This is a genomic window from candidate division KSB1 bacterium (assembly GCA_022566355.1).
GTDB lineage: Bacteria > Zhuqueibacterota > JdFR-76 > JdFR-76 > DREG01 > JADFJB01.
This window is the reverse complement of sequence record JADFJB010000037.1, coordinates 12092-36120: the sequence shown is the minus strand read 5'-3', so window position 1 is coordinate 36120 and position 24029 is coordinate 12092. Positions and strand designations below refer to the sequence as shown.

At 39.7% G+C, this 24029-nt stretch carries 32 protein-coding genes and 1 tRNA gene; all 33 read left to right on the top strand.

What is annotated here, in order from left to right; all coding sequences use genetic code 11:
- On the top strand, positions 1-226 hold a 226-nt coding region (tuf, locus tag IIC38_08645; GenBank protein ID MCH8126014.1), incomplete at its 5' end, for an elongation factor Tu.
- A gap of 12 nt (positions 227-238) precedes the next feature.
- Positions 239-388 (top strand): 50S ribosomal protein L33, encoded by a 150-nt coding sequence (rpmG, locus tag IIC38_08640; protein MCH8126013.1) that lies wholly within the window; start codon positions 239-241, stop codon positions 386-388.
- Positions 389-405: 17 nt separating this feature from the next.
- Positions 406-479: transfer RNA gene (locus IIC38_08635), tRNA-Trp, on the top strand.
- 56 nt (positions 480-535) lie between these two features.
- Positions 536-724: a preprotein translocase subunit SecE gene (gene secE, locus IIC38_08630; GenBank protein ID MCH8126012.1), complete on the top strand. Its 189-nt coding sequence runs from the start codon at positions 536-538 to the stop codon at positions 722-724.
- A gap of 18 nt (positions 725-742) precedes the next feature.
- Positions 743-1276: a transcription termination/antitermination factor NusG gene (gene nusG / locus IIC38_08625; protein MCH8126011.1), complete on the top strand. Its 534-nt coding sequence runs from the start codon at positions 743-745 to the stop codon at positions 1274-1276.
- A gap of 13 nt (positions 1277-1289) precedes the next feature.
- A complete protein-coding gene (rplK, locus tag IIC38_08620; protein MCH8126010.1) occupies positions 1290-1715 on the top strand; it encodes a 50S ribosomal protein L11 in 426 nt (141 codons plus the stop codon).
- Between the two features lie 37 nt (positions 1716-1752).
- A complete protein-coding gene (locus IIC38_08615; GenBank protein ID MCH8126009.1) occupies positions 1753-2454 on the top strand; it encodes a 50S ribosomal protein L1 in 702 nt (233 codons plus the stop codon).
- A gap of 43 nt (positions 2455-2497) precedes the next feature.
- Complete coding sequence (locus IIC38_08610) at positions 2498-3019, top strand: 50S ribosomal protein L10 (GenBank protein MCH8126008.1); 522 nt, start codon at positions 2498-2500, stop codon at positions 3017-3019.
- Positions 3020-3047: 28 nt separating this feature from the next.
- Positions 3048-3515 (top strand): 50S ribosomal protein L7/L12, encoded by a 468-nt coding sequence (gene rplL / locus IIC38_08605; GenBank protein ID MCH8126007.1) that lies wholly within the window; start codon positions 3048-3050, stop codon positions 3513-3515.
- A gap of 57 nt (positions 3516-3572) precedes the next feature.
- Positions 3573-7358: a DNA-directed RNA polymerase subunit beta gene (gene rpoB, locus IIC38_08600; protein MCH8126006.1), complete on the top strand. Its 3786-nt coding sequence runs from the start codon at positions 3573-3575 to the stop codon at positions 7356-7358.
- Between the two features lie 47 nt (positions 7359-7405).
- Complete coding sequence (rpoC, locus tag IIC38_08595) at positions 7406-11656, top strand: DNA-directed RNA polymerase subunit beta' (GenBank protein MCH8126005.1); 4251 nt, start codon at positions 7406-7408, stop codon at positions 11654-11656.
- A gap of 75 nt (positions 11657-11731) precedes the next feature.
- Positions 11732-12103, top strand: coding sequence for a 30S ribosomal protein S12 (locus IIC38_08590; protein MCH8126004.1), 372 nt, complete (start codon positions 11732-11734; stop codon positions 12101-12103).
- 95 nt (positions 12104-12198) lie between these two features.
- Positions 12199-12669: a 30S ribosomal protein S7 gene (rpsG, locus tag IIC38_08585; protein MCH8126003.1), complete on the top strand. Its 471-nt coding sequence runs from the start codon at positions 12199-12201 to the stop codon at positions 12667-12669.
- A gap of 34 nt (positions 12670-12703) precedes the next feature.
- Positions 12704-14797 (top strand): elongation factor G, encoded by a 2094-nt coding sequence (gene fusA / locus IIC38_08580; protein ID MCH8126002.1) that lies wholly within the window; start codon positions 12704-12706, stop codon positions 14795-14797.
- A 28-nt stretch (positions 14798-14825) separates the two neighbouring features.
- Positions 14826-16016, top strand: coding sequence for an elongation factor Tu (gene tuf, locus IIC38_08575; protein ID MCH8126001.1), 1191 nt, complete (start codon positions 14826-14828; stop codon positions 16014-16016).
- Positions 16017-16056: 40 nt separating this feature from the next.
- Positions 16057-16365: a 30S ribosomal protein S10 gene (rpsJ, locus tag IIC38_08570; protein ID MCH8126000.1), complete on the top strand. Its 309-nt coding sequence runs from the start codon at positions 16057-16059 to the stop codon at positions 16363-16365.
- A 31-nt stretch (positions 16366-16396) separates the two neighbouring features.
- Entirely contained in the window at positions 16397-17020 is a 624-nt protein-coding gene (rplC, locus tag IIC38_08565; protein ID MCH8125999.1) for a 50S ribosomal protein L3, read from the top strand.
- Between the two features lie 9 nt (positions 17021-17029).
- Positions 17030-17656 carry a 50S ribosomal protein L4 gene (gene rplD, locus IIC38_08560; protein ID MCH8125998.1) on the top strand — a complete coding sequence of 209 codons (627 nt, stop codon included), beginning with the start codon at positions 17030-17032 and terminating at the stop codon, positions 17654-17656.
- A complete protein-coding gene (locus IIC38_08555; GenBank protein MCH8125997.1) occupies positions 17653-17946 on the top strand; it encodes a 50S ribosomal protein L23 in 294 nt (97 codons plus the stop codon). The genes rplD and IIC38_08555 overlap by 4 nt, the downstream gene beginning before the upstream one ends.
- A 24-nt stretch (positions 17947-17970) precedes the next feature.
- On the top strand, positions 17971-18792 hold the full coding sequence (rplB, locus tag IIC38_08550; protein MCH8125996.1) for a 50S ribosomal protein L2: 822 nt from the start codon (positions 17971-17973) through the stop codon (positions 18790-18792).
- Positions 18793-18814: 22 nt separating this feature from the next.
- On the top strand, positions 18815-19102 hold the full coding sequence (gene rpsS, locus IIC38_08545; GenBank protein ID MCH8125995.1) for a 30S ribosomal protein S19: 288 nt from the start codon (positions 18815-18817) through the stop codon (positions 19100-19102).
- A 23-nt stretch (positions 19103-19125) separates the two neighbouring features.
- Positions 19126-19473: a 50S ribosomal protein L22 gene (gene rplV, locus IIC38_08540; GenBank protein MCH8125994.1), complete on the top strand. Its 348-nt coding sequence runs from the start codon at positions 19126-19128 to the stop codon at positions 19471-19473.
- 24 nt (positions 19474-19497) lie between these two features.
- Positions 19498-20136, top strand: a complete 639-nt coding sequence (gene rpsC, locus IIC38_08535) for a 30S ribosomal protein S3 (GenBank protein ID MCH8125993.1) — start codon at positions 19498-19500, stop codon at positions 20134-20136.
- Positions 20137-20160: 24 nt separating this feature from the next.
- Positions 20161-20583, top strand: a complete 423-nt coding sequence (gene rplP / locus IIC38_08530) for a 50S ribosomal protein L16 (GenBank protein MCH8125992.1) — start codon at positions 20161-20163, stop codon at positions 20581-20583.
- Positions 20580-20819 (top strand): 50S ribosomal protein L29, encoded by a 240-nt coding sequence (rpmC, locus tag IIC38_08525; protein MCH8125991.1) that lies wholly within the window; start codon positions 20580-20582, stop codon positions 20817-20819. The genes rplP and rpmC overlap by 4 nt, the downstream gene beginning before the upstream one ends.
- Complete coding sequence (gene rpsQ, locus IIC38_08520) at positions 20809-21087, top strand: 30S ribosomal protein S17 (GenBank protein ID MCH8125990.1); 279 nt, start codon at positions 20809-20811, stop codon at positions 21085-21087. Before rpmC ends, rpsQ begins: the two co-directional genes overlap by 11 nt.
- Before the next feature lie 27 nt (positions 21088-21114).
- Positions 21115-21483, top strand: a complete 369-nt coding sequence (gene rplN / locus IIC38_08515; GenBank protein ID MCH8125989.1) for a 50S ribosomal protein L14 — start codon at positions 21115-21117, stop codon at positions 21481-21483.
- A 35-nt stretch (positions 21484-21518) separates the two neighbouring features.
- Entirely contained in the window at positions 21519-21836 is a 318-nt protein-coding gene (locus IIC38_08510) for a 50S ribosomal protein L24 (protein ID MCH8125988.1), read from the top strand.
- Positions 21837-21868: 32 nt separating this feature from the next.
- Positions 21869-22423: a 50S ribosomal protein L5 gene (gene rplE / locus IIC38_08505; protein ID MCH8125987.1), complete on the top strand. Its 555-nt coding sequence runs from the start codon at positions 21869-21871 to the stop codon at positions 22421-22423.
- A gap of 16 nt (positions 22424-22439) precedes the next feature.
- Positions 22440-22625, top strand: coding sequence for a type Z 30S ribosomal protein S14 (locus IIC38_08500; protein MCH8125986.1), 186 nt, complete (start codon positions 22440-22442; stop codon positions 22623-22625).
- Positions 22626-22656: 31 nt separating this feature from the next.
- Positions 22657-23055, top strand: a complete 399-nt coding sequence (gene rpsH, locus IIC38_08495) for a 30S ribosomal protein S8 (GenBank protein MCH8125985.1) — start codon at positions 22657-22659, stop codon at positions 23053-23055.
- A 22-nt stretch (positions 23056-23077) separates the two neighbouring features.
- Positions 23078-23614 (top strand): 50S ribosomal protein L6, encoded by a 537-nt coding sequence (gene rplF, locus IIC38_08490; protein MCH8125984.1) that lies wholly within the window; start codon positions 23078-23080, stop codon positions 23612-23614.
- Between the two features lie 27 nt (positions 23615-23641).
- Positions 23642-24025, top strand: coding sequence for a 50S ribosomal protein L18 (locus tag IIC38_08485; GenBank protein ID MCH8125983.1), 384 nt, complete (start codon positions 23642-23644; stop codon positions 24023-24025).
- The last annotated feature ends 4 nt before the right edge of the window (positions 24026-24029 follow it).

Below are 24029 nucleotides of genomic sequence, written 5' to 3'. Positions count from 1 at the left end.
TACCCCATTTTTCAATGGCTATCGTCCTCAATTTTATTTTCGAACGACAGATGTAACAGGCTCGATCCAGCTTCCTGATGGCGTAGAGATGGTGATGCCAGGTGATAATATCACCATGAAGGTAGAGTTGATTTCGGAGATTGCTATGGAAGAAGGTTTGCGTTTCGCGGTTCGTGAAGGTGGTAGAACGGTTGGCGCTGGGGTCGTTAGTAAAATTTTAAAGTAAGTGAGAAGCAATATGCGTGATAATATTATTTTAGAATGTACTTCATGTAAAGAGCGGAATTACACCGGTACGAAAAATAAACGAATACACACACAGCGTGTTGAATATAAAAAATATTGTCCGCGTTGTAATAAACATACAAATCATAAAGAAACTCGTTGATTGGAATGTATGAATACAGGCCTGTAGCTCGAACGGCTAGAGCACCGGACTCCAAATCCGGGTGTTGTGGGTTCGAATCCCTCCAGGCCTGCTAGTGTTGAATGTATTCTGAGGTTGAATCAAAAAAAATGAGAATTCGGGATTGTTATGTTTAAAAAGATTGCTTCTTTTATTCAAGAGGTAAGAACAGAGATGACTCGGGTTTCGTGGCCTTCCAGAGAGGAGTTGCGAAGTTCTACCAAGGTTATAATGGTTGTAAGTTTCGCTTTCATTGTTTTTACATTCATTATAGATAATATACTTAAATATTTGTTTGATTTATTTTATGGTTTCTAAAGGATAAGGAAAGCTTTCGTGGAACATAAATGGTTTGTAGCTCATGTGCTATCCGGGCATGAAAAGAAAGTAAAGCTTTATCTTGAGAACGAGATTGATAATTCGGATTTTGGAGAGAAAATTTCAGAAGTGTTAGTTCCATCTGAAGAAGTTATTGAAATGCGTGAAGGGAAAAAAAGATTAAAAAATAAAGTATTTTTCCCAGGTTATATCCTGATTCTTTTAGTGGCGGATAAAGATGTATTGGATTTTGTAAGGAATATTCCAGGGATTACAAATTTTGTTGGTAATACGTATAATCCCCAACCACTTCGCCAGGAAGAAGTCGATCGAATAATAGGACGATTGGAAGCCAGTAAAGATAAGAAGATATTGGATACTCCTTTCACCGTGGGTGATCCTATACGAGTTATTGATGGCCCGTTTACGGATTTTACCGGGAAAGTAGATGATGTAAATGAGGAAAAGCAAAAATTAAAAGTTATGGTAAGTATTTTTGGGCGTTCTACACCGGTAGAGTTGGACTTCCTTCAAGTAGAAATAGAACAGTAAACTAGGTGATATTATGGCAAAAAAAGTAATTGGGTTGATTAAGTTACAGCTACCGGCAGGAAGTGCTACTCCTTCACCCCCGGTAGGTCCGGCGTTGGGTCAGCATGGTGTAAACATAATGGAGTTTTGTAAAGCGTTTAATTCCAAGACACAAGATAAACAAGGATTAATCATCCCGGCGGTTATAACTGTATATGCTGATCGATCATTTTCTTTTATCACAAAAACACCGCCTGCAGCTGTACTTTTAAAGAAAGCAGCCGGTTTGGAAAAAGGATCGGGTGAGCCAAATAAAGAAAAAGTAGGTAATGTAACTTTAGATCAAGTTAAAGAGATCGCCGAATTGAAAATGCCGGATTTAAATGCGAATGATATTGATGCAGCGGTGTTGATGATAAAAGGTACTGCCCGCAGCATGGGTATAGTGGTAGATGAATAAGTTATTTTTATTGTGAAAGAGTATTCTCGAGGTAAATATGAAAAGAAGTAAACGATACAATAATATAGTTAAATCATTAGGAACCGAACAAGAAATTGGCTTAGAGGAAGCCATTAAGATTGTCAAACGGAATGCAACTGCAAAGTTCGATGAATCAATTGAAATGGCTATTCGACTTGGTGTCGATCCTCGTAAATCCGATCAAATGGTTCGCGGAACAGTTTCATTACCACACGGTATTGGCAAGACGGTTCGTGTATTGGTTTTAGCCAAGGGGCCTAAAGCCAAGGAAGCTGAAGAAGCTGGTGCCGATATGGTAGGGTTCGAGGATTATATTCAAAAAATAAAAGACGGATGGACGGAGACAGATGTTATTATAGCCACCCCGGACGTCATGAGTGACGTTGGAAAACTAGGTAAGCTGCTAGGTCCAAAAGGTCTAATGCCTAATCCAAAGAGTGGGACCGTAACAATGGATGTGGGTTCTGCAGTGAAAGAAGTGAAAGCCGGACGCATTGAATTTCGTGTTGATAAGTATGGTATTCTTCATGTTTCCGTAGGTAAAGCCTCTTTTGATGAGCAGAAATTACTGGAAAATACAAAGGTATTTATTGAAACAGTGCTACGATTGAAACCCGCATCTGCAAAAGGCCAATATTTGCAAAGTGTTTCTCTTTCTTCTACAATGAGTCCTGGAATTAAGCTTGACCGAAGTTTGGTTATGGCTGAGCTTCGTTAGTTTGTATGAATAAACATGTAATGTAAAGGAGTTAGGAAAAAATATGCCAAGACCGGAAAAAGTAGCCATTGTTGAAGCTACAAGGAAAGCGGCTGAAAAAGCTTCATGTATTGTAATGGCCGATTTTACAGGTTTGAACGTTGAAGAAATTACAGAACTCAGAAGAAAATTTCGCGAGCAATCGATTGACTATAGAGTCGTTAAAAATACACTTGCCAGGATTTCGTTGAAAAGCCTGGGATATACCGAGTTGCTCGATTATTTGGAAGGACCTACAGGTTTTGCTTTTGGATATGATGATCCCGGAACACCAGTACGGGTTATTTTGGATTTCAGCAAAAAAACGGAAAAACCAAAAATCAAAGCAATTTGGTTTGATGAACATTTATTTTCCGGCGAGGATGCTAGAAAAGTAGCTGACTTGCCATCGAAGGATCAATTGATAGCTAATTTTGTTAGTGGATTAAATGCGCCAATTAGTAATTTTGTCCGAGGTTTAAACAATATTTTGCAAAAGTTTGTTGGCACATTAGCTGCAATACAAAAAGAAAAAGAAAACAACTAACTTTTTTAACATTAATGGAGGTTGCGAAATGGCTGAAAAAACAGATGAAGCTGCTGTTGAAGAAAAAAAAGAAACAAAAAAAGCAACGAAAGTAAAGAAGGCAGACAGTGGTTCTAAGGTTGCAGAGATCATTGAATCTGTGAAGAATATGACTGTGATGGAACTATCTGAATTGGTTAAAACACTGGAAGAAGAATTCGGTGTTACAGCAGCAGCGCCTATGGCGATGGCAATGCCTGCTGCTGGTGGTGGTGGAGCCGCAGCCGAAGCTGAAGTAGAAGAACAAACCGAATTTGATGTTGTCCTAACTAGTTTTGGTAGCAATAAAATCCAGGTCATTAAAGTTGTAAGAACTCTTACAGGACTTGGGCTTAAAGAAGCAAAAGATTTGGTTGACGAAGCTCCTAGTAAGGTGAAAGAAGGCATTGCCAAGGATGAAGCTGTAAAGGTTCAAAAAGAACTTGAAGATGTCGGTGCTACTGCTGAATTAAAGTAAAGCTATCTTATAAATAAAATAACTAAATATTAATTATTGAAAATTTGATGGGAATATATGAATAATTCCAGTAATGGCCGTAAGTCATTCGCAAAAATCCCGGTTTACTCAGAAATGCCTGATTTTTTAGATGTTCAATTGATATCCTTTGAAAATTTTTTACAATCAAAAATGTCACCATCAAAACGACTAGATAAGGGTTTGGAAAATGTCTTTAGAAATGTGTTTCCAATTTCTGATACTCGTGGAAACTACATCCTTGAGTTTGTCGAATATTATATAGAGAACCCACGTTATACAGAAGCGGAATGTAAGGAACGGGGTGTTACTTATTCCGTTCCGCTTAAAGCCAAGCTAAGACTCTCTTCAAAAGATAAAGAAAGCGGGGAAGAAGGTGTGTATACGGACACGATCGAGCAGGTGGTTTACCTGGGTTATATTCCTTTGATGACAAAAACCGGAACTTTTATTATAAATGGTGCAGAGCGAATTGTTGTCAGTCAATTGCATCGATCTCCTGGTGTGTTCTTTGACGAATCCAAACATCCCAATGGAACAAGTTTGTATTCAGCTCGTGTGATTCCATTTAGAGGCTCCTGGATTGAATTCGCAACGGATATTAATGACATCATTTATGTTTATATCGACCGAAGAAGAAGATTCCCGGTAACCATTTTACTAAGAGCTTTGGGTTATTCCACAGATGAGGATTTGTTAGAATTATTCGACATGATCGATGTGGTTAAAATAACCGGTAAGCAAAAGGTGGATAGTTTCGGCAAGAAGATATTTGGCGATATCGTGGATGTTACTACTGGAGAAATTTTAGTTGAAAAGGGCGCCGAAATTAATGATGAGATGTTGGAAAAAATTAAACATCTCAAACTAAAAACATTAAAGGTTGTCCATGAATCCGAATACGGCACACCTCAACTGATCAGCAACACCCTTGTTAAGGACACAACTGAATCTCAAAAAGCTGCGTTGGAAATGATCTATCTCCAATTTAGATCAGGAGATACCCCGGATGCTGAAGCAGCAAAGGCTCTCATTGATCGATTATTCTTTAATCCTAAAAGATATGATTTAGGAGAAGTAGGCCGTTATCGTATGAATCGAAAGTTGAGCCTAGACATTGATGAATCAACCACAGTATTAACGCGTGAAGATATTGTCGCAATTCTCAAATGTTTAATTGAGCTTCACTCAGGTCGTAGATCTCCTGATGATATCGATCATCTAGGGAATCGTCGTGTTAAAACTGTCGGAGAGCAATTGGCAGCTCAAATGAATGTTGCTTTTTCACGAATGACAAGAATGATAAAAGAAAGAATGAACCTGAGGGATCAAGATAAGGTAACTCCCCAAGACTTGGTCAATGCACGAACTATTTTATCAGTTATCAATACATTTTTTGGGACAAGTCAACTTTCTCAATTTATGGATCAAACCAATCCCCTGGCTGAACTTACTCACAAAAGAAGGTTAAGCGCTTTAGGCCCAGGCGGACTTACTAGAGAGCGAGCTGGATTTGAAGTTCGAGATGTTCATTATACCCATTACGGAAGACTTTGCCCTGTGGAAACACCGGAAGGTCCAAATATCGGTCTTATTTCCTCACTAACGACTTATGGGAGGATCAACGATTTTGGATTTGTGGAAACTCCTTATCTTAAAGTTGAAAATGGGGTTATATCAAAGAATATTGAATACCTTTCAGCCGATGATGAAGATCGATTTGTAATTGCACAAGCTAATGCGCCGGTTGATGAAAGTGGGAAATTTGTTAATGATAGGGTTAAAGCGAGGTTCAGAGGAGAATTTCCAATCGTTCCACCTGAAAAAGTAGATTACATGGACGTTTCGCCAACCCAAATGGTGAGTGTGGCAGCCGCTTTAATTCCATTTTTAGAACATGATGATGCGAATCGCGCTTTGATGGGCTCCAACATGCAACGTCAGGGAGTTCCAATGCTAATCACAGATTCACCGATTGTTGGAACAGGTATTGAATCAAAAGTTGCAAGAGATTCTCGAACACTTCTGATATCTGAATATGATGGAAAAGTGGAGCACCTTGATGCTACTAAGATTGTTATTAGAAAACGCCAGAAAAAAGACGGTAAATTAAGTCTCCAACAAATTTTAGATTTTGATGAAGAAGATACCGTTACTTACTATCTTAAAAAATTTTCCCGCACCAATCAAGATACCATGATTAACCAGAGACCAATAGTTTCGTTAGGCCAGAAGGTTGAAAAGGGAGATGTCCTTGCTGATGGTTGTGCAACGGATAATGGCGAATTGGCCCTTGGAAAAAATGTGTTGGTGGCCTTTATGCCTTGGTATGGCTACAATTTTGAAGATGCGATAGTTATTTCAGAAAGAGTTGTGCGGGATGATGTGTATACATCCATTCATATCCAAGAGTTTGATATTGAAGTTCGAGACACAAAAAGAGGTGAAGAGGAAATCACTCGTGAGATTCCCAATGTCAGCGAAGAAGCGATAAAAGATCTCGATGAAAATGGGATTATTTGTAATGGTGCAGAAGTTAAAGCAGATGATATTCTCGTTGGGAAAGTTACACCAAAAGGCGAAACAGAGCCTACTCCGGAAGAAAAATTATTAAAAGCCATTTTTGGTGATAAAGCTGGCGATGTAAAAGACGCATCTCTTAAAGCCCCTCCTGGAATGAAAGGCGTTGTTGTAGAGAGCAGGCTTTTCTCAAGAAAGAAGAAAGATTCAAAATCTAAAACTAGGGAGAAAAAGCAGCTCGAAGAAATCGATCGAAAGCTTTTGGAAAGCGAAGAACGATTACGAAATGTCCGTAACAAAAAGTTGCTTTCTATCCTTGATGGCAAGGTTTCTGCAGGCATAAGAGACGAGATTGATGCAAAGGTTTTAGTTCGGGATGGAGTTTCCTTGACAGAAAAAAGCTTATTAAAAATCAATTTTGATAGAGTTAACCCATCGGTGCCTTGGACAAAAGATGAAAAGATAAACGAATTAGTAACTCTTATCTATGAGAAGTTTCATAGTAAACTGAATGGGTTATATGAACGCGCTGAGAGGGAGAAGCTAAAGATCCAAATTGGGGATGATTTAGCTCCAGGAATCGTTCAAAAAGTAAAAGTCTATGTTGCCAAAAAAAGGAAACTAATGGTTGGTGATAAAATGGCTGGCCGCCACGGAAATAAAGGTGTAGTTGCGAAGATCGTTCCGATTGAAGATATGCCGTTTTTACCGGATGGAACTCCTGTAGATATCGTGTTAAATCCACTGGGTGTACCATCACGTATGAATCTCGGTCAGATCTTGGAAACTATATTAGGCTGGGCTGGAAATGAATTGGGGATCAAATATGCGTCGCCGGTATTTGATGGCGCTAGTATTGATGAAGTCAAGGAAGAATTGAGAAGAGCAGGCCTGCCTGAATCCGGTAAAATTAAGTTATCTGATGGCCGGATCGGAGAACCATTTGACGAGGAAGCACTGGTTGGGTATATTTATATATTGAAACTATCCCATCTAGTAGAAGATAAAATTCATGCTCGGTCAATAGGGCCTTATTCACTAATTACACAGCAACCCCTGGGAGGGAAGGCGCAGTTTGGTGGTCAAAGATTTGGTGAAATGGAAGTATGGGCACTGGAAGCTTATGGAGCGGCTCATACGTTGCAGGAAATTCTTACAGTAAAAGCGGACGATGTCAAAGGCCGTTCGCGAGCCTATGAAGCAATTGTAAAAGGTGAAAATTTACCCGAGCCTGGTGTTCCGGAATCTTTTAATGTGCTATTAAAAGAACTCCAAGGCCTTGGCTTAGATGTTGAATTAGAGTAAATGATTTGGGAACACCATAATCTTATGGAGGTTTACCCTTGATAAATATAAATAAAGAAGTGAGTAGAATCGGCTGGAAAAGATTTACCAGGCTGTCTATTGGTTTGGCATCGCCAGATAAGATTTTAGAACGTTCCAATGGCGAAGTCTTAAAACCGGAAACGATAAACTATCGGTCTTACAAGCCTGAAAAAGATGGTCTTTTCTGTGAAAAGATCTTTGGGCCTGTAAAAGACTATGAATGCCATTGTGGTAAATACAAACGGATTCGTTACAAAGGAATTGTCTGTGATCGTTGTGGTGTTGAAGTAACCACCAAGGGTGTGCGTAGGGAACGGATGGGTCATGTTACTCTGGCTGTTCCTGTAGTGCACATATGGTTTTGGAAGTCTCTACCATCAAAAATCAGTTACATACTTGGAATTTCAATAAAAGATCTTGAGAAGATTATTTATTATGAATCTTATATTATCCTGCAACCCGGTAAAACAGACTTTAAAGAAAAACAGTTAATTGATGAGGATGAATACTACAGTATCCTCAGCGAAGAAGAGCCAGGAAGCGAAGATAGATTTATTGCCAAAACCGGTGGTGAGGCAATTTTAGATATGTTGCGGATCGTTGATGTAGTCTCTTTGTCACCAACTCTTCGGGAACAAGCTCGAACAGAAACATCACAGCAAAGAAAGACCGAAGTGATGAAACGACTCAAAGTCATTGAAGCTTTTAAGCCGAAAGACGGAGGTCGTTTAAATAAACCGGAATGGATGGTATTGACAGTTTTACCAGTGATACCACCTGAATTACGTCCCCTGGTTCCATTAGAAGGTGGAAGATTTGCGACTTCGGATTTGAATGATCTATACCGCAGGGTAATTATTCGGAACAATCGGCTTAAAAAATTGATGGAAATTAAAGCTCCGGAAGTCATCCTTAAGAATGAGAAACGAATGCTTCAGGAAGCCGTAGATTCCTTACTCGATAATGGGCGAAAATCTATTGCAGTGCGAGGTGATGGAAATCGAGCGCTTAAATCCCTTTCAGATATGTTAAAAGGAAAACAAGGCCGATTTCGTCAAAATCTTTTGGGTAAGCGAATAGATTATTCCGGCAGATCCGTAATCGTGGTAGGACCGGAATTACAAATGCACGAGTGTGGCTTACCGAAAGAGATGGCTTTAGAACTCTTCAAACCGTTTATCATTAATAAATTGGTTCAGCGCCATATGGTAAAGACTGTTAAGAGTGCAAAAAAATTGGTTGAACGAAGAGGACCTGAAGTTTGGGATATCCTTGAAGAGATTATTGAAGACCATCCGGTTATGTTGAACCGTGCACCAACGCTACACCGGCTGGGTATTCAGGCGTTTCAACCCATCCTGGTTGAAGGCCTAGCCATTCGAATTCACCCGCTTGTCTGCGCAGCCTTTAACGCTGACTTCGATGGTGACCAAATGGCGGTTCATGTTCCACTTTCCTTCGAAGCACAAGCGGAAGTTTCCATTTTAATGTTAGCAAGTCACAATATTCTATCACCGGCAAATGGTAAACCTTTGGCTATTCCAAGTCAAGATATGGTTATTGGATGCTATTATTTAACCAAGGCCAAAAGTGGTGATCTTGGTGAAGGAATGTCATTCAGTTCAAAAGATGAGGTGTTGATTGCCTTTAACAACAATAAAGTTGGTCTCCATGCCCGTATTAAGGTTCTTTTGGAAAGCGAGTCAATCGAGACGACAACAGGCCGGGTGATCTTCAATCAATGTGTGCCGGAAGGATTTGGTTTTGTGAATGAACTCCTTAGCAAAAAAAGAATCGAAGAAATTGTTGGCGAGGCCTACCTGAAATTAGGTAACTATGAAACAGTAAAATTCTTAGATCGATTGAAAGAAGTTGGTTTTCATTATGCAACCCGTTCTAGTGTTTCCATTGGACTAGATGACGTACAAATACCAGAAGCTAAAGATGAAATAATTATTAAGGCGTATGATCGGGTTGATAAAATTCAAAAAAGGTATGAAAAGGGTGTTATTACAGATGGCGAACGGTATAACCAGGTTATTGACATTTGGACGAATGCTACAAATGCCGTTGCAGAAGAAATGTTCGATCATTTGAAGGATTCAAACCAGGGATTTAATCCCCTGTTTATGATGGCTGATTCCGGCGCTCGAGGCTCAAAGGAGCAGATACGCCAGCTTGCAGGAATGCGAGGATTAATGGCAAAACCACAAAAGAAAATGACTGGTTCGATCGGCGAAATTATTGAATCACCAATTACGGCAAATTTTAAAGAAGGTCTGTCGGTTCTGGAATATTTTATATCAACTCACGGTGCTCGTAAAGGTCTTGCCGATACGGCATTAAAAACGGCGGATGCAGGATATTTAACGCGAAGGTTGGTTGATGTTGCACAAGACGTAACTATTACAGTAAACGATTGTGGCACTATTTTGGGGTTAAAAATTTCTGACCTCAAAGAAGGAGAAGAAATTATTGAACCGCTTCGTGATCGAATTTTAGGACGTGTTTGTGTCGAAGATGTATTTGATCTCGAAACAAGCGAGGTATTAGCAGAAGCAGGCACCTTGATTGATGAATATATTGCAGATCGTATTTCGGATGCAGGAATTGAAACCGTATATATCAGATCAGTGCTTACATGCGAAGCACCCCGGGGTGTGTGCACAAAATGCTATGGAAGAAACCTGGGAACCAATAGAAATGTTGAAACAGGTGAAGCCGTTGGGGTTATGGCGGCTCAAAGTATCGGTGAACCCGGAACGCAGCTAACACTGAGAACATTCCATATTGGTGGTACCGCAAGCAGAATTGCAGCCCAATCTCGTGCAACCGCGAAGTCTGAAGGTTCGGTTCAATTTGAAAACTTGCGCTTAATAGATCAAGCGGATGATACAAAGGTAACATTACGTAGAAATGGCAAGATAAAAATTGTTGATGATAACAACCGTATCACATCACAATTAATAGTCCCTTATGGTGCGAAGGTACTTGTTAAAGATAATGATAAAGTCCAACGTGGAGATGTACTTTTCTCATGGGATCCTTATTCAGTTTCAATTTTAGCCAGTAATTCTGGTAAGGTTGTTTTTCGCGATTTGATTGAAAAGGTTACCTATAAAGAAGAATTGGATGAAACTTCGGGTAAAAAACAACAGGTTATCATAGATACTCGTAGTCGAACATTGAGTCCCCAGATTGCTATTGTTGATAATAATGGTGAGGATTTTGAATCTCATATTTTACCAACTGGCGCTTTCTTGATTTGCCAGGATGGTCAAAATATTCGGGCTGGTGATGTTTTGGTTAAGATTCCCCGTGAGATAGCAAAAACCCGCGACATAACCGGTGGGCTACCAAGAGTTGCTGAATTATTTGAAGCCCGGAAGCCAAAAGATCCTGCAATAGTCAGTGAAATCGATGGTGTTGTTAAATTTGGCGAAATTCGCAAAGGTATTCGAAAAATGTCAGTAACATCACATGATGGTGTTGATGAAAAATCATACAATGTCCCATATGGCAAGCATGTGTTGGTACATGAAGGTGATTTTGTTACAGCAGGTGAGAAATTAACAGAAGGTTCAGTTGCTCCACAAGATATTCTAAATATTTTGGGACCCAATAAGGTGCAAGAATACCTGGTTAACGAAATCCAAGAAGTATATCGATTACAGGGTGTTCGTATCAATGACAAACATATTGAAGTAATCGTGCGTCAGATGTTGCAGAAAGTTAAGGTGGAAGATCCAGGAGATACCCAATTTCTCGAGGGAGATTTGGTAGATAAATTCAGGTTCCTGAATGATAATGAAAAACTTATGAAACAAATCGTTATTACAGATCCTGGAGACTCAAAATATTTCCCGGGTGAAATGATAACTCCGGATGAATTTGCCCAAATCAATGAAAGGTTGGAAAAAATTGATGGAAGAAAAGTAACTGCCAGACAACCTCATCCGGCAACTTTTAAACCTGTATTATTGGGTATTACTAAGTCTTCTTTGTCAACGGAGAGTTTTATTTCAGCTGCTTCCTTTCAAGAGACCACCAGGGTTTTGGCAGATGCCGCAATTGCAGGAAAAGTGGATAACCTATATGGGCTAAAAGAAAATGTCGTTATGGGTAATTTAATTCCGGCAGGTACTGGTTTGAAAGTCTACTCAGAGCTATATGTTAGCGGTAAAGAAGAAGAAGAAGAAGAAGTTGAAGAAGAACCTACTGTGAATATAGAAGATATGATTGAAGAAGAACAAGAAATATTAAAGTTAAAGAAGTAAAATAATTGGCGATTTATCGTTGACAACTCGTTATTATTTTATTAGGTTTAGTGTCTGTTTTTTTTGGAGGGCAATTTGCCAACTATTAATCAATTAATCCGGAAAGGCCGGAAAGTTGTTAAAAAGAAAAATAAGGTTCCTGCGTTAAAGGCTTGCCCGCAAAAGCGAGGTGTATGCACGCGTGTGTATACTACAACTCCCAAAAAACCTAACTCTGCTCTTCGAAAAGTAGCACGTGTAAGGTTGACTAATGGTATTGAAGTCACTGCATATATACCTGGTGAAGGGCATAATTTACAGGAGCATAGTATTGTGCTCATTCGTGGCGGAAGGGTGAGGGATCTTCCTGGGGTCCGATATCATATTATCCGAGGAGCATTAGATTCCGCAGGTGTCGAAGACCGAAAAAATGGTCGTTCGAAGTATGGCACCAAAAACAGCAAATAATTTTTTTTGCAAATTACAATTTCAATTTAAAACTCCCCAATCTTTGGGGAGTTTTTATGTTATGAATAATGAGTTTAGATTAAGTTGGAGTGTAAATGTCGAGGCGTAAAAGGATTTCCAAGCGAGAGATTTTACCGGATCCCAAGCATAATAATAAGATGGTTGCGAAATTTGTGAATAATATTATGAGAAAGGGAAAAAAGAGTACTGCTGAGAATATTCTTTATGATGCTTTCGATTTAATCGAACAGAAAACAGATACGAATAGTCTTGAAGTCTTTCAGAAAGCTGTAGAGCATTCTCGACCCCTGCTAGAGGTTAAATCAAGAAGAGTTGGCGGTGCTACCTATCAAGTTCCTATGGAAGTCGCTATGGATCGAAGTATAGCACTGGCAATGCGGTGGTTAATTCAATTTGCGAAACAACGACCGGAAAAAACTATGGCAGAAAGATTGGCTACAGAATTATTGAATGCGTTTAAAAAAGAAGGCGCAACAATTAAAAAACGTGAAGATACTCATAAAATGGCAGAAGCGAATAAAGCATTTGCGCATTTCCGATGGTAGTAATGTATAGAAGAAATAAAGGCTTTAGAAGTAAATGGCAAGAGAATTCAGTATAGAAAAAACCCGAAATATCGGAATAATGGCGCACATTGATGCTGGGAAAACCACCACGACCGAGCGAATACTGTATTATACTGGAAAAATCCATAGAATGGGTGAAGTACATGATGGTGCGGCTACGATGGATTGGATGGAACAAGAGAAAGAAAGAGGAATTACAATTACATCGGCTTCGGTCACCTGTTTCTGGAAAGATAATCGCATTAATATTATTGATACTCCCGGCCACGTAGATTTTACAGTTGAAGTTGAACGGTCACTTCGTGTTCTTGATGGAGCAGTTGCGGTGTTTTGTGCAGTTGGTGGAGTAGAACCACAGTCAGAAACTGTCTGGCGGCAAGCTGATAAATATCAAGTTCCCAGAATTTCTTTTGTAAACAAAATGGACCGTGTAGGTGCTGATTTCTTTAACACATTAAAAATGATAAAAGAACGCCTTGGAGCAAATCCGGTTCCCATTCAAATTCCCATGGGGTCCGGTGAGTTATTTAACGGTTTGATTGACCTTGTTAAAATGAAGGGGGTTATGTATAACGACAATACTCTTGGTGTGAATTGGGATGAGACTTCAATTCCTAATGACTTGCTTCCGTTAGCGCAAGAATACAGACAGAAATTGATCGAAGCTATTTCGGATTACGACGATGAAATCATGATGAAATATTTAGACGGGAAAGAGATTTCGGAACAAGAAATAAAAGCTGCAATTCGAAAAGCTGTTCTTGATGGCTCCTTTACGCCAGTCATTTGCGGTTCCGCTTTTAAGAATAAAGGGATTCAGCGATTGCTGGATGCAGTGCTTGATTATTTACCGGCACCTTCGGATATTCCTTCTGTTCAGGGTATTCATCCAAAATCTAAAAAAGAAGAAACTCGTGCTCCAAGTGATGATGAGCCATTTTCTGCTCTTGCTTTTAAAATTATGACAGACCCTTATGTGGGCAAGCTGACTTATTTCAGAGTCTATTCCGGTCAAGTTAAAGCTGGATCTTACATCATGAATACAGTAACCGGTAAGAAAGAACGATTGGGTCGAATTCTACAGATGCAAGCAAATAAACGAACCGATTTGGAAGAAGCCTTCACCGGTGATATTATCGCTGCAGTTGGACTGAAACAAACCAGAACCGGCGATACGCTTAGTGATGAGCGACATCCTGTTGTGCTGGAATCAATGGTTTTTCCAGATCCTGTTATCCGGGTAGCAATCGAGCCCAAAACGAAGGCGGAAAGTGATAAACTAACTGAAGCCCTCGTTAAACTGGCGGAAGAAGATCCGACATTCAAGGTGAAAGTAGATGAAGAAACGGGACAGACCATCATTTCGGGAATGGGGGAGCTTCATCTTGAAATTTTAGTTGATAGATTATTAAGAGAGTTTAAGGTGCAGGGAAATGTAGGCAAACCACAAGTAGCCTATCGTGAGACAATTACAAAGAAAGTAAGTGTCGAAACTAAATTTGTTCGGCAAACAGGCGGTAGAGGACAGTACGCTCATGTTGTAATGGAGTTTGGACCCTCAGAGAAAGGAGAGGGTTATGTATTTGAAAATAAAATTTTTGGTGGTGCGATTCCTCGAGAGTTTATTAATCCTGTAAAAACCGGAATAAAAGGTGCGCTTGGGAATGGAGTAATTGCAGGTTATCCTTTAGTAGACATTAAGGCAACATTACTTGATGGCTCGTTTCATCCGGTAGATTCGTCAGAAATTGCCTTTAAAACTGCTGGGTCCATTGCTTTGAAAGATGCGGTTATAAAAGCAAACCCGGTCATATTGGAACCCATTATGGATGTTGAGATCGTAGTTCCCGAAGAATATATGGGTGATGTTTTAGGTGATATAAATTCGCGAAGAGGTAAAATTGTTGGAATGGTCCCCAGGAGTGATGCTCAAGTAATTTCCACGGTGGTTCCCTTGAGTGAAATGTTTGGTTATGCGACGTCCCTTCGATCCATGACGCAGGGTCGAGCCATTTATTCAATGCAGTTTTCAAATTATCAGCCACTGCCAAAGGGATTGGCAGGCGAGCTGGTAGAAAAGATGAATATGTCTAACGTTGCAGTTTAATTTTAGAGAAATTTAAAGGAGAGAAGCGATGTCTAAGGCAAAGTTTGAACGTACGAAGCCCCATGTGAATGTAGGGACAATAGGCCATGTTGATCATGGGAAGACAACCTTAACAGCAGCGATGACTTTATATTTGAGCGATAAAGGGTTGGCCGAGGTTCGGACATTTGATTCAATAGATAATGCTCCAGAGGAGCGGGAGCGAGGAATAACGATAGCGACAGCGCATGTTGAGTATGAGTCGGAAAATCGTCATTATGCTCATGTAGATTGTCCGGGTCATGCTGACTATGTTAAGAACATGATCACAGGTGCAGCCCAGATGGATGGCGCCATTTTGGTAGTAAGTGCGGCAGATGGCCCCATGCCCCAAACCCGGGAACATATTTTGTTGGCTCGCCAGGTTGGTGTGCCTTTTATCGTGGTTTATATGAACAAAGTAGATATGGTTGATGATCCGGAATTATTGGAGTTGGTGGAGCTGGAATTACGTGAGCTATTAAGCAAGTATGAGTTTCCCGGAGACGAAATACCCATTATTCAAGGCAGTGCTTTAAAAGCTTTGGAGAATCCGGGAGATGCGGAAGCGACAGATTCAATCCAGAAGTTATTGGATGCCTTGGATGAATATATACCGGTTCCCGAGCGCGAGATTGACAAGCCGTTTCTATTGCCGGTTGAGGATGTTTTTAGTATTACAGGTCGTGGCACTGTAGCTACAGGCCGTGTAGATCGTGGTAAAATTCATGTGGGAGATGAGATAGAGTTAGTCGGTTTGGGTGCCAATCGTAAAACGGTTGTGACTGGAGTGGAGATGTTCCGCAAGTTGTTGGATGTAGGTATGGCGGGAGATAATTTAGGATTATTGCTTCGGGGTGTAGATAAGGACGAGATTGAACGAGGGATGGTGTTAGCGATTCCGGGTTCGATTACCCCACATACCGATTTTGATGCGGAAGTTTATGTGTTAACAAAAGAAGAAGGTGGCCGTCATACCCCATTTTTCAATGGCTATCGTCCTCAATTTTATTTTCGAACGACAGATGTAACAGGCTCGATCCAGCTTCCTGATGGCGTAGAGATGGTGATGCCAGGTGATAATATCACCATGAAGGTAGAGCTGATTTCGGAGATTGCTATGGAAGAAGGTTTGCGTTTCGCGGTTCGTGAAGGTGGTAGAACGGTTGGCGCTGGGGTCGTTAGTAAAATTTTAAAGTAAATTGAATATTAATCGCCTGCCCATATTGGAGATAATTTAAATGGCAAGTCAAAAAATTAGAATCAAACTAAAAGCTTATGATCATCGCTTGATTGATCAATCCACGGATAAAATTATTAAAACTGCAAAATCAACAGGAGCAGCGATTTCCGGTCCGGTTCCATTACCCATTAAGCGATCGGTTTATACTGTATTACGTTCACCCCATGTTGATAAAAAATCAAGAGAGCAATTCGAAACAAGAATTCATAAGCGATTAATCGACATTTTGAATTCAACTCCAAAAACGATTGACGCTCTTATGAAATTAGAGCTTCCCGCTGGTGTTGATGTTGAAATCAAGGTGTAACGCGGGTTAGATAAATTAGAGGAAAGAACAAATGGTTGGTTTGCTTGGTCGCAAAGTTGGTATGACGCGAATATTTAATGAGGAGGGGCGTGACTTTCCTGTTACAGTGTTAGAAGTAGGCCCTTGCTATGTAACTCAAATTAAAACGGAAAGCACAGATGGTTACTCATCTGTCCAGTTGGGATTTAAAGAAAAGAAAGAAGCAAGAGTTAGTAAACCATTGCTAGGTCATTTTGCCAAAGCAAAGGTGAAACCGACTTATGTTTTAAGAGAATTTCGTGATTTTGAGTTAGATAAAGAAATTCAGTTAGGTGAGACAATTGATGCAAGTATTTTTACTCCAGGTGATGTTGTTTCCATTTCGAGCAAGAGCAAGGGAAAGGGTTTCCAGGGAGTTATGAAACGACATGGTTTTGCCGGTGGTCAGAAAACTCATGGGCAAAGTGATCGATTGCGTGCACCTGGATCTATCGGTCAGTCTTCTTATCCATCAAGAGTTTTTAAAGGGATGAAGATGGGCGGAAGAACCGGGAATAGCCGTAGGACAGTAAAAAACCTTGTGATCGTTAAAACTATTCAAGAACAAAACCTGGTACTGGTAAAAGGAAGTGTTCCGGGTTCTGTGAATAATATAGTAGAAATTAAGAAAAACTAGAGGCTTCAGGTGAAAGCAGATCTCTACAAAAATGATGGGACGACAAACGCAAAGGCTGTAAATGTGCCTGCAGATATTTTTGGGATTGAGCCAAATGATGATGCAATCTATATGGATGTAAAATCTGTTATGACAAATTCTAGAGAGGGCATTGCATCTACAAAAAATCGTGCGATGGTTCGAGGCGGTGGCAAGAAGCCATGGAAACAAAAAGGTCGAGGTGTTGCCAGAGCCGGAACTAATCGTTCACCAATTTGGCGCGGTGGTGGAACTATTTTTGGTCCGCAACCGAGAAATTTTCATATGAAGGTGAATAAGAAAGTAAAAGCGCTTGCCAGGAAATCTGCATATTCATATAAAATGAAAGAAGGATCGGTTAGAATTATTGAAGATCTTAAAATGGAAACCCCCAAAACCAAAGACTTGTTTGATCTTTTGAAAAGTTGGGATATTGAAAGAAAAAAAATTACGGTTTTATTAAGCGAAAATAAAAGAAATGTGTGGCTTTCCGGAAGAAATATTCCCAATTTATCGATTTGTCTTGCAACCAATGCTTCAACTTATGACCTGCTCGATAATGAGATTTTATTGGTTGAAAACGATGCAATTAAAAAGTTGCAAGAGGTGTTTGCATGAATAAAACTTTTCAAATAATTCAAAGGCCTTTGTTAACTGAAAAAATCACAAATCTTGCTGAATTAAATAACCAGTACGCATTTGAGATTGTTAAAAATATAAATAAAATCGAGATAAAAAAAGCAATTGAAAAAAGGTTTAACGTGACGGTTTTGTCTGTCCGCACAATGTTGGTTCGTGGGAAAAAAAGAAGAATGGGACGTTTTGAGGGAAAGCGTGCCCAATGGAAGAAGGCTATCGTATCTTTAAAAGAAGGCGATACGATTGATTTCGTTGAAGGTAGTGATTGAGCGTAGAGTGATTGGAGTAGTTTAATGCCATTAAAAGCATACAAGCCTAAAACACCCTCCTTACGGTTTCGAATGACTCCCACATTCGAGGAGCTAACCGATACCAAAAGAGAAAAATCTCTTATTGAGCCTTTGAAAAGAAAAGGCGGTCGTAACAATTTAGGTAGAATTACCATGCGGCGCAGAGGTGGGGGGCATAAGCGACAGTATCGCGTTATAGATTTTAAACGGAATAAAGATAATATCTCTGCTAGGGTTGCATCCATTCAGTATGACCCTAATCGATCTGCTTATATTGCACTCTTGTTTTATATCGATGGAGAAAAGCGTTATATTCTTTATCCGCAAGGATTAAAAGTTGATGACACGGTAATATCCGGAGACCAGGTTGAGATCAAGATCGGCAATACCATGTTGCTTGGTAATATTCCTTTGGGAACATTCGTTCATAATATTGAAATGAAGATTGGCAAAGGCGGACAAATGGCCAGGAGTGCGGGAACCTATGCGCAATTGATGGCCAAAGAAGGTAAAAACGCTCATTTGAAATTACCCTCCGGTGAGGTTCGGTTAATTAATTTGAATTGTCGTGCTACCATAGGCCAGGTGGGGAATTTGGATCATGAAAAGGTTGTTTTGGGAAAAGCCGGGGCAAGCAGATGGCTTGGTAGAAGGCCCAAAGTTCGCGGGGTTGCTATGAACCCGGTTGACCATCCCATGGGTGGTGGCGAAGGAAAAAGTTCCGGAGGCAGGCATCCGACTTCTCCATGGGGATGGAAAACGAAAGGGTGGAAAACCCGAAAGAAAAAGCAGTCGGATAAATATATTGTTAAGAAAAGAAAATAGGTTGATTGATTAAGGAGTTTCTATGCCACGATCCGTTAAAAAGGGTCCTTTTATCGACGAAAAGTTAGCGAATAAAATTGATGCTTTGAATCAGTCGCGTGAAAAGAGAGTCCTCAAGACTTGGGCAAGACGTTCAGTAATTCCTCCGGAATTTGTTGGACATACGCTTGCAGTTCATAACGGGAATAAATTTATTCCTGTATTTATTACTGAAAATATGGTCGGTCATAAATTAGGTGAATTTGCCCCTACAAGAATCTTTCGAGGACATAGTGGCAAAAAAACTGAAAAGGTTGTTGGTAGAAAATAATAGGATATTGGAGAATTTTGACAATGGAAGCAATTGCCCAGACAAAATATATTCGAATGTCTCCACGAAAAGTGCGCCGTGTTGCGGACTTAATTCGAGGCAAGAATGTGGATTCTGCCATTAATATTTTGCATTTCACACCCAAGGCTGCTGCGAGGCCATTGGAAAAAACATTGAGATCAGCAGTTTCTAACCTGGTTAATAATCAAGATTCATCAGGCAAGGTTGATCCTGAGTTATTGTTTATTAAAGAAATCAAAATTGATGAAGGTCCCACTATGAAACGGTTTCGCGCTGCTTCTATGGGTCGTGTTAGTAGAATTAGGAGAAGATCAAGTCACATTAAGATATTAGTAGGTGTTGAAGAATAATTATTTATTGGAGGTAGATTAATTTTGGGTCAAAAAACACATCCTATAGGTTTCCGACTTGGCGTAATAAAAAATTGGTCATCAAATTGGTTTGATGAGCGAAATTTTGCTACTACTCTGGAAGAAGATATATTTTTAAGGCGCTATATTAGGAAAAGATTACAGAATGCCGGTATTTCAGCTATTGAAATTCAAAGAACTTCGAAGCGTGCAACTGTTATCATAAATACTGCGAAGCCGGGTATCGTAATCGGGCGTAAAGGCCAGGAAGTCGATCAGCTTATGGAAGAATTGCGACGGCTAACCAACAAAGACGTTCAAGTTAATGTAAATGAAATTAAACGTCCCGAGCTTGATGCTTATCTAGTAGCTGACAATATTGCGCGTCAATTGGTAGCTAAGATATCTTTTCGACGGGCAATGAAAAGAGCTATAACAGCAACGATGAGAATGGGTGCGCAGGGTATTAAAATCCAGTGTTCAGGTAGGTTGGGCGGTGCTGAAATGGCGAGAAGAGAAAGTTATAAGGATGGTGTGATTCCATTGCATACTTTGCGAGCAGATATTGATTATGCAATTGCTACTGCAAATACGACCTATGGAGCCATTGGAGTTAAGGTCTGGATTTGTAAAGGTATAGTAATTGGATCTGTTCTGGATTAATATTCATTTCAGGAGTACTTCGGTATGTTAATGCCAAAAAGAGTTAAATACAGAAAACAACATCGTGGAAGAATGCGCGGCAAAGCCATGGTCGGTTGTGAAATTAGTTTCGGTAGTTATGCTCTAAAATCACTAGAGCCGGCATGGATATCCAGCCGGCAGATAGAGGCAGCTCGAATCGCGATTACGAGGCATGTTAAAAGAGGTGGTAAGTTATGGATCAGGATATTCCCTGATAAACCAGTCACCAAAAAACCCCTTGAAACTAGAATGGGTAAAGGAAAAGGAGCGCCTGAATTTTGGGTGGCAGTTGTTAAACCTGGTCGTATTCTATTTGAAATGGAAGGAGTTTCTCCGGAAGTTGCAAAAGAAGCAATGCGATTGGCATCCCATAAACTGCCGATTAAAACAAAATTTATTGTTGCAGAAGAAATAGGTTTATCATGAAACAGCATGAATTGAAAGAACTTTCGTTAAATGAAATTCAATTTCGGCTTGAAGATTTGGAAGATGAAATGAGTAATCTTCGCTATCAGAAAGCACTTGGTCAATTGAATAATCCTTTAAGAATCAGAATCGTTCGTAGAGAAAGAGCTCAAATGAAAACTGTGATACATGAAAGTGAGTCGGGTTTACGAAAGCTTACTGGTGAAAAGGAGAAAGTGCAAGAAAATGGAAAATAATACAACTTCGGAAGATAAACGTGGACGTCGCAAGATTATCCAGGGCGTGGTAGTCAGTGATAAAATGGATAAAACAAGAGTCGTAACTGTCGAGCGTCAAGTTCGTCACGCCGTTTACAAGAAGTTCATTAAGCGCAGAAAAAATTTCATGGCTCATGATGAAAAAAACCAGTCCAATGTTGGCGATAAAGTGATGCTAATGGAAACGCGTCCATTAAGTCGCCACAAAAGATGGAGATTGGTAGAAATAATCGAGCGAGCCAAATAATTTGGAAAGTTGTGAGGATTTGGAAAAATGATTCAAGTACATTCTCGGCTAATTGTTGCAGATAATACAGGTGCAAAAAAAGTGATGTGCATACGTGTTTTGGGTGGGACTAGAAGACGGTATGCCAGAATTGGTGACATCATTGTGGTGTCTGTAAAATCAGCAATTCCTGGGGCCGGTGTTAAAAAAGGTGAGGTAAGCAGGGCAGTGGTTGTGCGGACTAAAAAAGAAATGCGACGTCATGATGGTTCCTATATCCGGTTTGATGAAAATGCTGCTGTATTGATTACTGAACAAAACGAACCAAGAGGTACTCGTATTTTTGGCCCGGTTGCACGAGAGTTAAGGGAAAAGCAATTTATGAAAATCGCATCATTGGCGCCAGAGGTTTTGTAATGTTCAAAAAGAAAAAATTAGGTTCTGGCAAACCAATGTTTGTTAGAAAAAACGATCATGTGCTTATCTTGTCTGGTGAAGATAAGGGAAAGCAAGGGAAAGTACTTAAGGTTTTGCCAAAGGAACAGCGTGTGATTATTGAAGGTGTTAATTTCATAAAGCGGCATACAAAACCTAGTCAAACCAATCCTAAAGGCGGGATTGTTGAGAAGGAAGGTATGGTTAACGCATCAAATGTCATGGTTGTTTGTGAGAAATGTGGAGAACCCACTCGGGTAAGCTTTAAAGTTATAGCCGATGGATCAAGGGTACGAAGCTGTAAGAAATGCGGCGAAATGATCCAAGCAGCTTGACATAAACTAGATTGGGAATATGGAGCATTGAAGTGAGCGATTATAAACCTAGATTAAAAAATCAATATAAAGATTCAATCATAGCAAACCTGATGAAACGGTTTAGTTATGAAAATGTTATGCAAGTTCCTAAACTTGAAAAAATTGTTACCAATATTGGTGTGGGTGAAGCAATTCAGAATCCAAAAGTCCTTGAAGGGGCAGTTAGCGACTTACAGCAAATAACGGGACAAAAACCTTCCATCAGGCGAGCTAAAAAGTCTATTTCTAATTTTAAGCTTCGCGAAGGAATGGAAATTGGCTGTATGGTTACATTGCGGCAAAATTATATGTATGAATTCTTGGATAGATTTATAAGTATAGCACTACCACGAGTTAGGGATTTTCGCGGTTTATCGGATAAATCCTTCGATGGGCATGGGAATTACACTATCGGCGTTCGTGAACAGATTATTTTTCCGGAAATAGATTATGATAAAGTAGACCAGATTCGTGGGATGGATGTTACCTTTTGCACAACTGCAAAAACTGATGAAGAAGCTTTTGAGCTTTTAAAAGAGTTCGGAATGCCATTTCGCACCAGGTAGAAAGAAAGGATAGAGAATGGCGAAAACATCTTTAGTGGTTAAATCAAAAAGAAAACCAAAATTTAAAGTTCGAGGATACACACGTTGTAATCGTTGTGGTAGAGCTCGCGCATATTTGCGTAAGTTTGGTTTATGTAGAATCTGCTTTAGGGAATTGGCTTTAAAAGGTGAAATTCCAGGTGTTCTAAAGGCAAGTTGGTGAATAAGTAATGATTTGTTTTAGGAGTAAGTAAATGTCCATGACTGACCCAATTTCGGATTATTTAACACGAATTCGAAATGCACAAAAAGCAGGCCATAAAAAGGTCGATATTCCTGCTTCTAATATTAAAAGGAATATAACTAAGATATTACTGCAACACAAGTACGTTCAAAATTATATTAACATCGACGATGGCAAACAGGGATTAATAAGGGTTTATCTGAAATATGGTAAGGATGAACTGCCACTTATTCAGGGTTTGCGCCGCATTAGTAAACCGGGTCGCCGGGTTTATGTAAACAACGAAAATCTTCCCCGTGTTTTGAACAATTTAGGTATTGCCGTGATGAGTACTTCACAAGGTGTTATTACAAACAAAGAAGCAAATAAGCGCAGTATCGGCGGGGAAGTATTATGCTATATTTGGTAGCGTTTAACCAGGAGGTTATTCAGTGTCTCGTATAGGCAAAGTTCCTATTCCGATCCCGGAAGGAGTAACAGTTGATATCAAAAAGAATCATGTCACAATTAAAGGTCCAAAAGGAGAGCTGGGATTAAAGGTTGATCCTGTTATATCTTTGAAATTGGAGGATGGATCTTTAACAGTAAATCGTCCATCAGATCATCGGCAGCATCGATCCTTCCATGGATTATACCGGGCCTTGTTAGCAAATAATGTTACGGGTGTTTCAAAAGGATTTGAAAAGGACTTGGAAATAATCGGTGTGGGTTATCGTGTGGAATCAAAAGATAAAGCCGCAATTTTTAGCTTAGGATTTTCTCACTCTATCATCATGGTTCCTCCTAAAAGTGTGGATATCGTCGTAAAAACACCAACGGAATTTACAGTAACTGGAATCGATAAACAGTTAGTGGGAATGATCGCGGCAAAAATTCGGTCCTTTAGACCTCCCGAGCCATACAAGGGCAAAGGGATTCGCTACAAAGATGAAGTTGTAAGAAGAAAAGCTGGTAAATCAGCTGCATAAAAGAAAAGAATTAAAGCGGTATTTTAAATGAAAAATAAAAAACTTTATAAAACTAAAAAAAACAGAATCAAAAGAAAATTGCGTATTCGAAGCACTGTTTCAGGGACTGCTGAAAGGCCCCGGTTAACGATTTACCGCAGTCAAAGGCACATATATGCCCAATTAGTTGATGATTTGGCTGGAAAGACAATCACAGGAATATCAACACTATCACCCCAATTAAAATCCGCTGTTGAAAAAGCGAAAGAAAAAGGAAAGATAGAGTTAGGTTTTCTTATTGGAAATGAAATTGCTAAAAAAGCAAAAGATTTAAAAATTGAATCTGTAGTGTATGATCGTAATGGTTTTATTTATCACGGTCGCGTTAAAGCGGTTGCTGAAGGAGCTCGCAAAGGTGGGCTTAAGTTTTAATTTT

What these genes read in the sequence shown, in the direction of transcription:
- rplP (MCH8125992.1), top strand. Translation starts at nt 20,161, where the DNA reads ATGTTAATGCCAAAAAGAGTTAAATACAGAAAACAACATCGTGGAAGA.
- rpsH (MCH8125985.1), top strand. Translation starts at nt 22,657, where the DNA reads ATGTCCATGACTGACCCAATTTCGGATTATTTAACACGAATTCGAAAT.
- rpsJ (MCH8126000.1), top strand. Translation starts at nt 16,057, where the DNA reads ATGGCAAGTCAAAAAATTAGAATCAAACTAAAAGCTTATGATCATCGC.
- rpsG (MCH8126003.1), top strand. Translation starts at nt 12,199, where the DNA reads ATGTCGAGGCGTAAAAGGATTTCCAAGCGAGAGATTTTACCGGATCCC.
- IIC38_08615 (MCH8126009.1), top strand. Translation starts at nt 1,753, where the DNA reads ATGAAAAGAAGTAAACGATACAATAATATAGTTAAATCATTAGGAACC.
- rplC (MCH8125999.1), top strand. Translation starts at nt 16,397, where the DNA reads ATGGTTGGTTTGCTTGGTCGCAAAGTTGGTATGACGCGAATATTTAAT.
- IIC38_08485 (MCH8125983.1), top strand. Translation starts at nt 23,642, where the DNA reads ATGAAAAATAAAAAACTTTATAAAACTAAAAAAAACAGAATCAAAAGA.
- rplN (MCH8125989.1), top strand. Translation starts at nt 21,115, where the DNA reads ATGATTCAAGTACATTCTCGGCTAATTGTTGCAGATAATACAGGTGCA.
- tuf (MCH8126001.1), top strand. Translation starts at nt 14,826, where the DNA reads ATGTCTAAGGCAAAGTTTGAACGTACGAAGCCCCATGTGAATGTAGGG.
- rpsQ (MCH8125990.1), top strand. Translation starts at nt 20,809, where the DNA reads ATGGAAAATAATACAACTTCGGAAGATAAACGTGGACGTCGCAAGATT.
- rplB (MCH8125996.1), top strand. Translation starts at nt 17,971, where the DNA reads ATGCCATTAAAAGCATACAAGCCTAAAACACCCTCCTTACGGTTTCGA.
- rpmC (MCH8125991.1), top strand. Translation starts at nt 20,580, where the DNA reads ATGAAACAGCATGAATTGAAAGAACTTTCGTTAAATGAAATTCAATTT.
- rplL (MCH8126007.1), top strand. Translation starts at nt 3,048, where the DNA reads ATGGCTGAAAAAACAGATGAAGCTGCTGTTGAAGAAAAAAAAGAAACA.
- IIC38_08610 (MCH8126008.1), top strand. Translation starts at nt 2,498, where the DNA reads ATGCCAAGACCGGAAAAAGTAGCCATTGTTGAAGCTACAAGGAAAGCG.
- rpsS (MCH8125995.1), top strand. Translation starts at nt 18,815, where the DNA reads ATGCCACGATCCGTTAAAAAGGGTCCTTTTATCGACGAAAAGTTAGCG.
- IIC38_08500 (MCH8125986.1), top strand. Translation starts at nt 22,440, where the DNA reads ATGGCGAAAACATCTTTAGTGGTTAAATCAAAAAGAAAACCAAAATTT.
- fusA (MCH8126002.1), top strand. Translation starts at nt 12,704, where the DNA reads ATGGCAAGAGAATTCAGTATAGAAAAAACCCGAAATATCGGAATAATG.
- IIC38_08510 (MCH8125988.1), top strand. Translation starts at nt 21,519, where the DNA reads ATGTTTGTTAGAAAAAACGATCATGTGCTTATCTTGTCTGGTGAAGAT.
- rplV (MCH8125994.1), top strand. Translation starts at nt 19,126, where the DNA reads ATGGAAGCAATTGCCCAGACAAAATATATTCGAATGTCTCCACGAAAA.
- rplK (MCH8126010.1), top strand. Translation starts at nt 1,290, where the DNA reads ATGGCAAAAAAAGTAATTGGGTTGATTAAGTTACAGCTACCGGCAGGA.
- IIC38_08555 (MCH8125997.1), top strand. Translation starts at nt 17,653, where the DNA reads ATGAATAAAACTTTTCAAATAATTCAAAGGCCTTTGTTAACTGAAAAA.
- rpoB (MCH8126006.1), top strand. Translation starts at nt 3,573, where the DNA reads ATGAATAATTCCAGTAATGGCCGTAAGTCATTCGCAAAAATCCCGGTT.
- rpmG (MCH8126013.1), top strand. Translation starts at nt 239, where the DNA reads ATGCGTGATAATATTATTTTAGAATGTACTTCATGTAAAGAGCGGAAT.
- secE (MCH8126012.1), top strand. Translation starts at nt 536, where the DNA reads ATGTTTAAAAAGATTGCTTCTTTTATTCAAGAGGTAAGAACAGAGATG.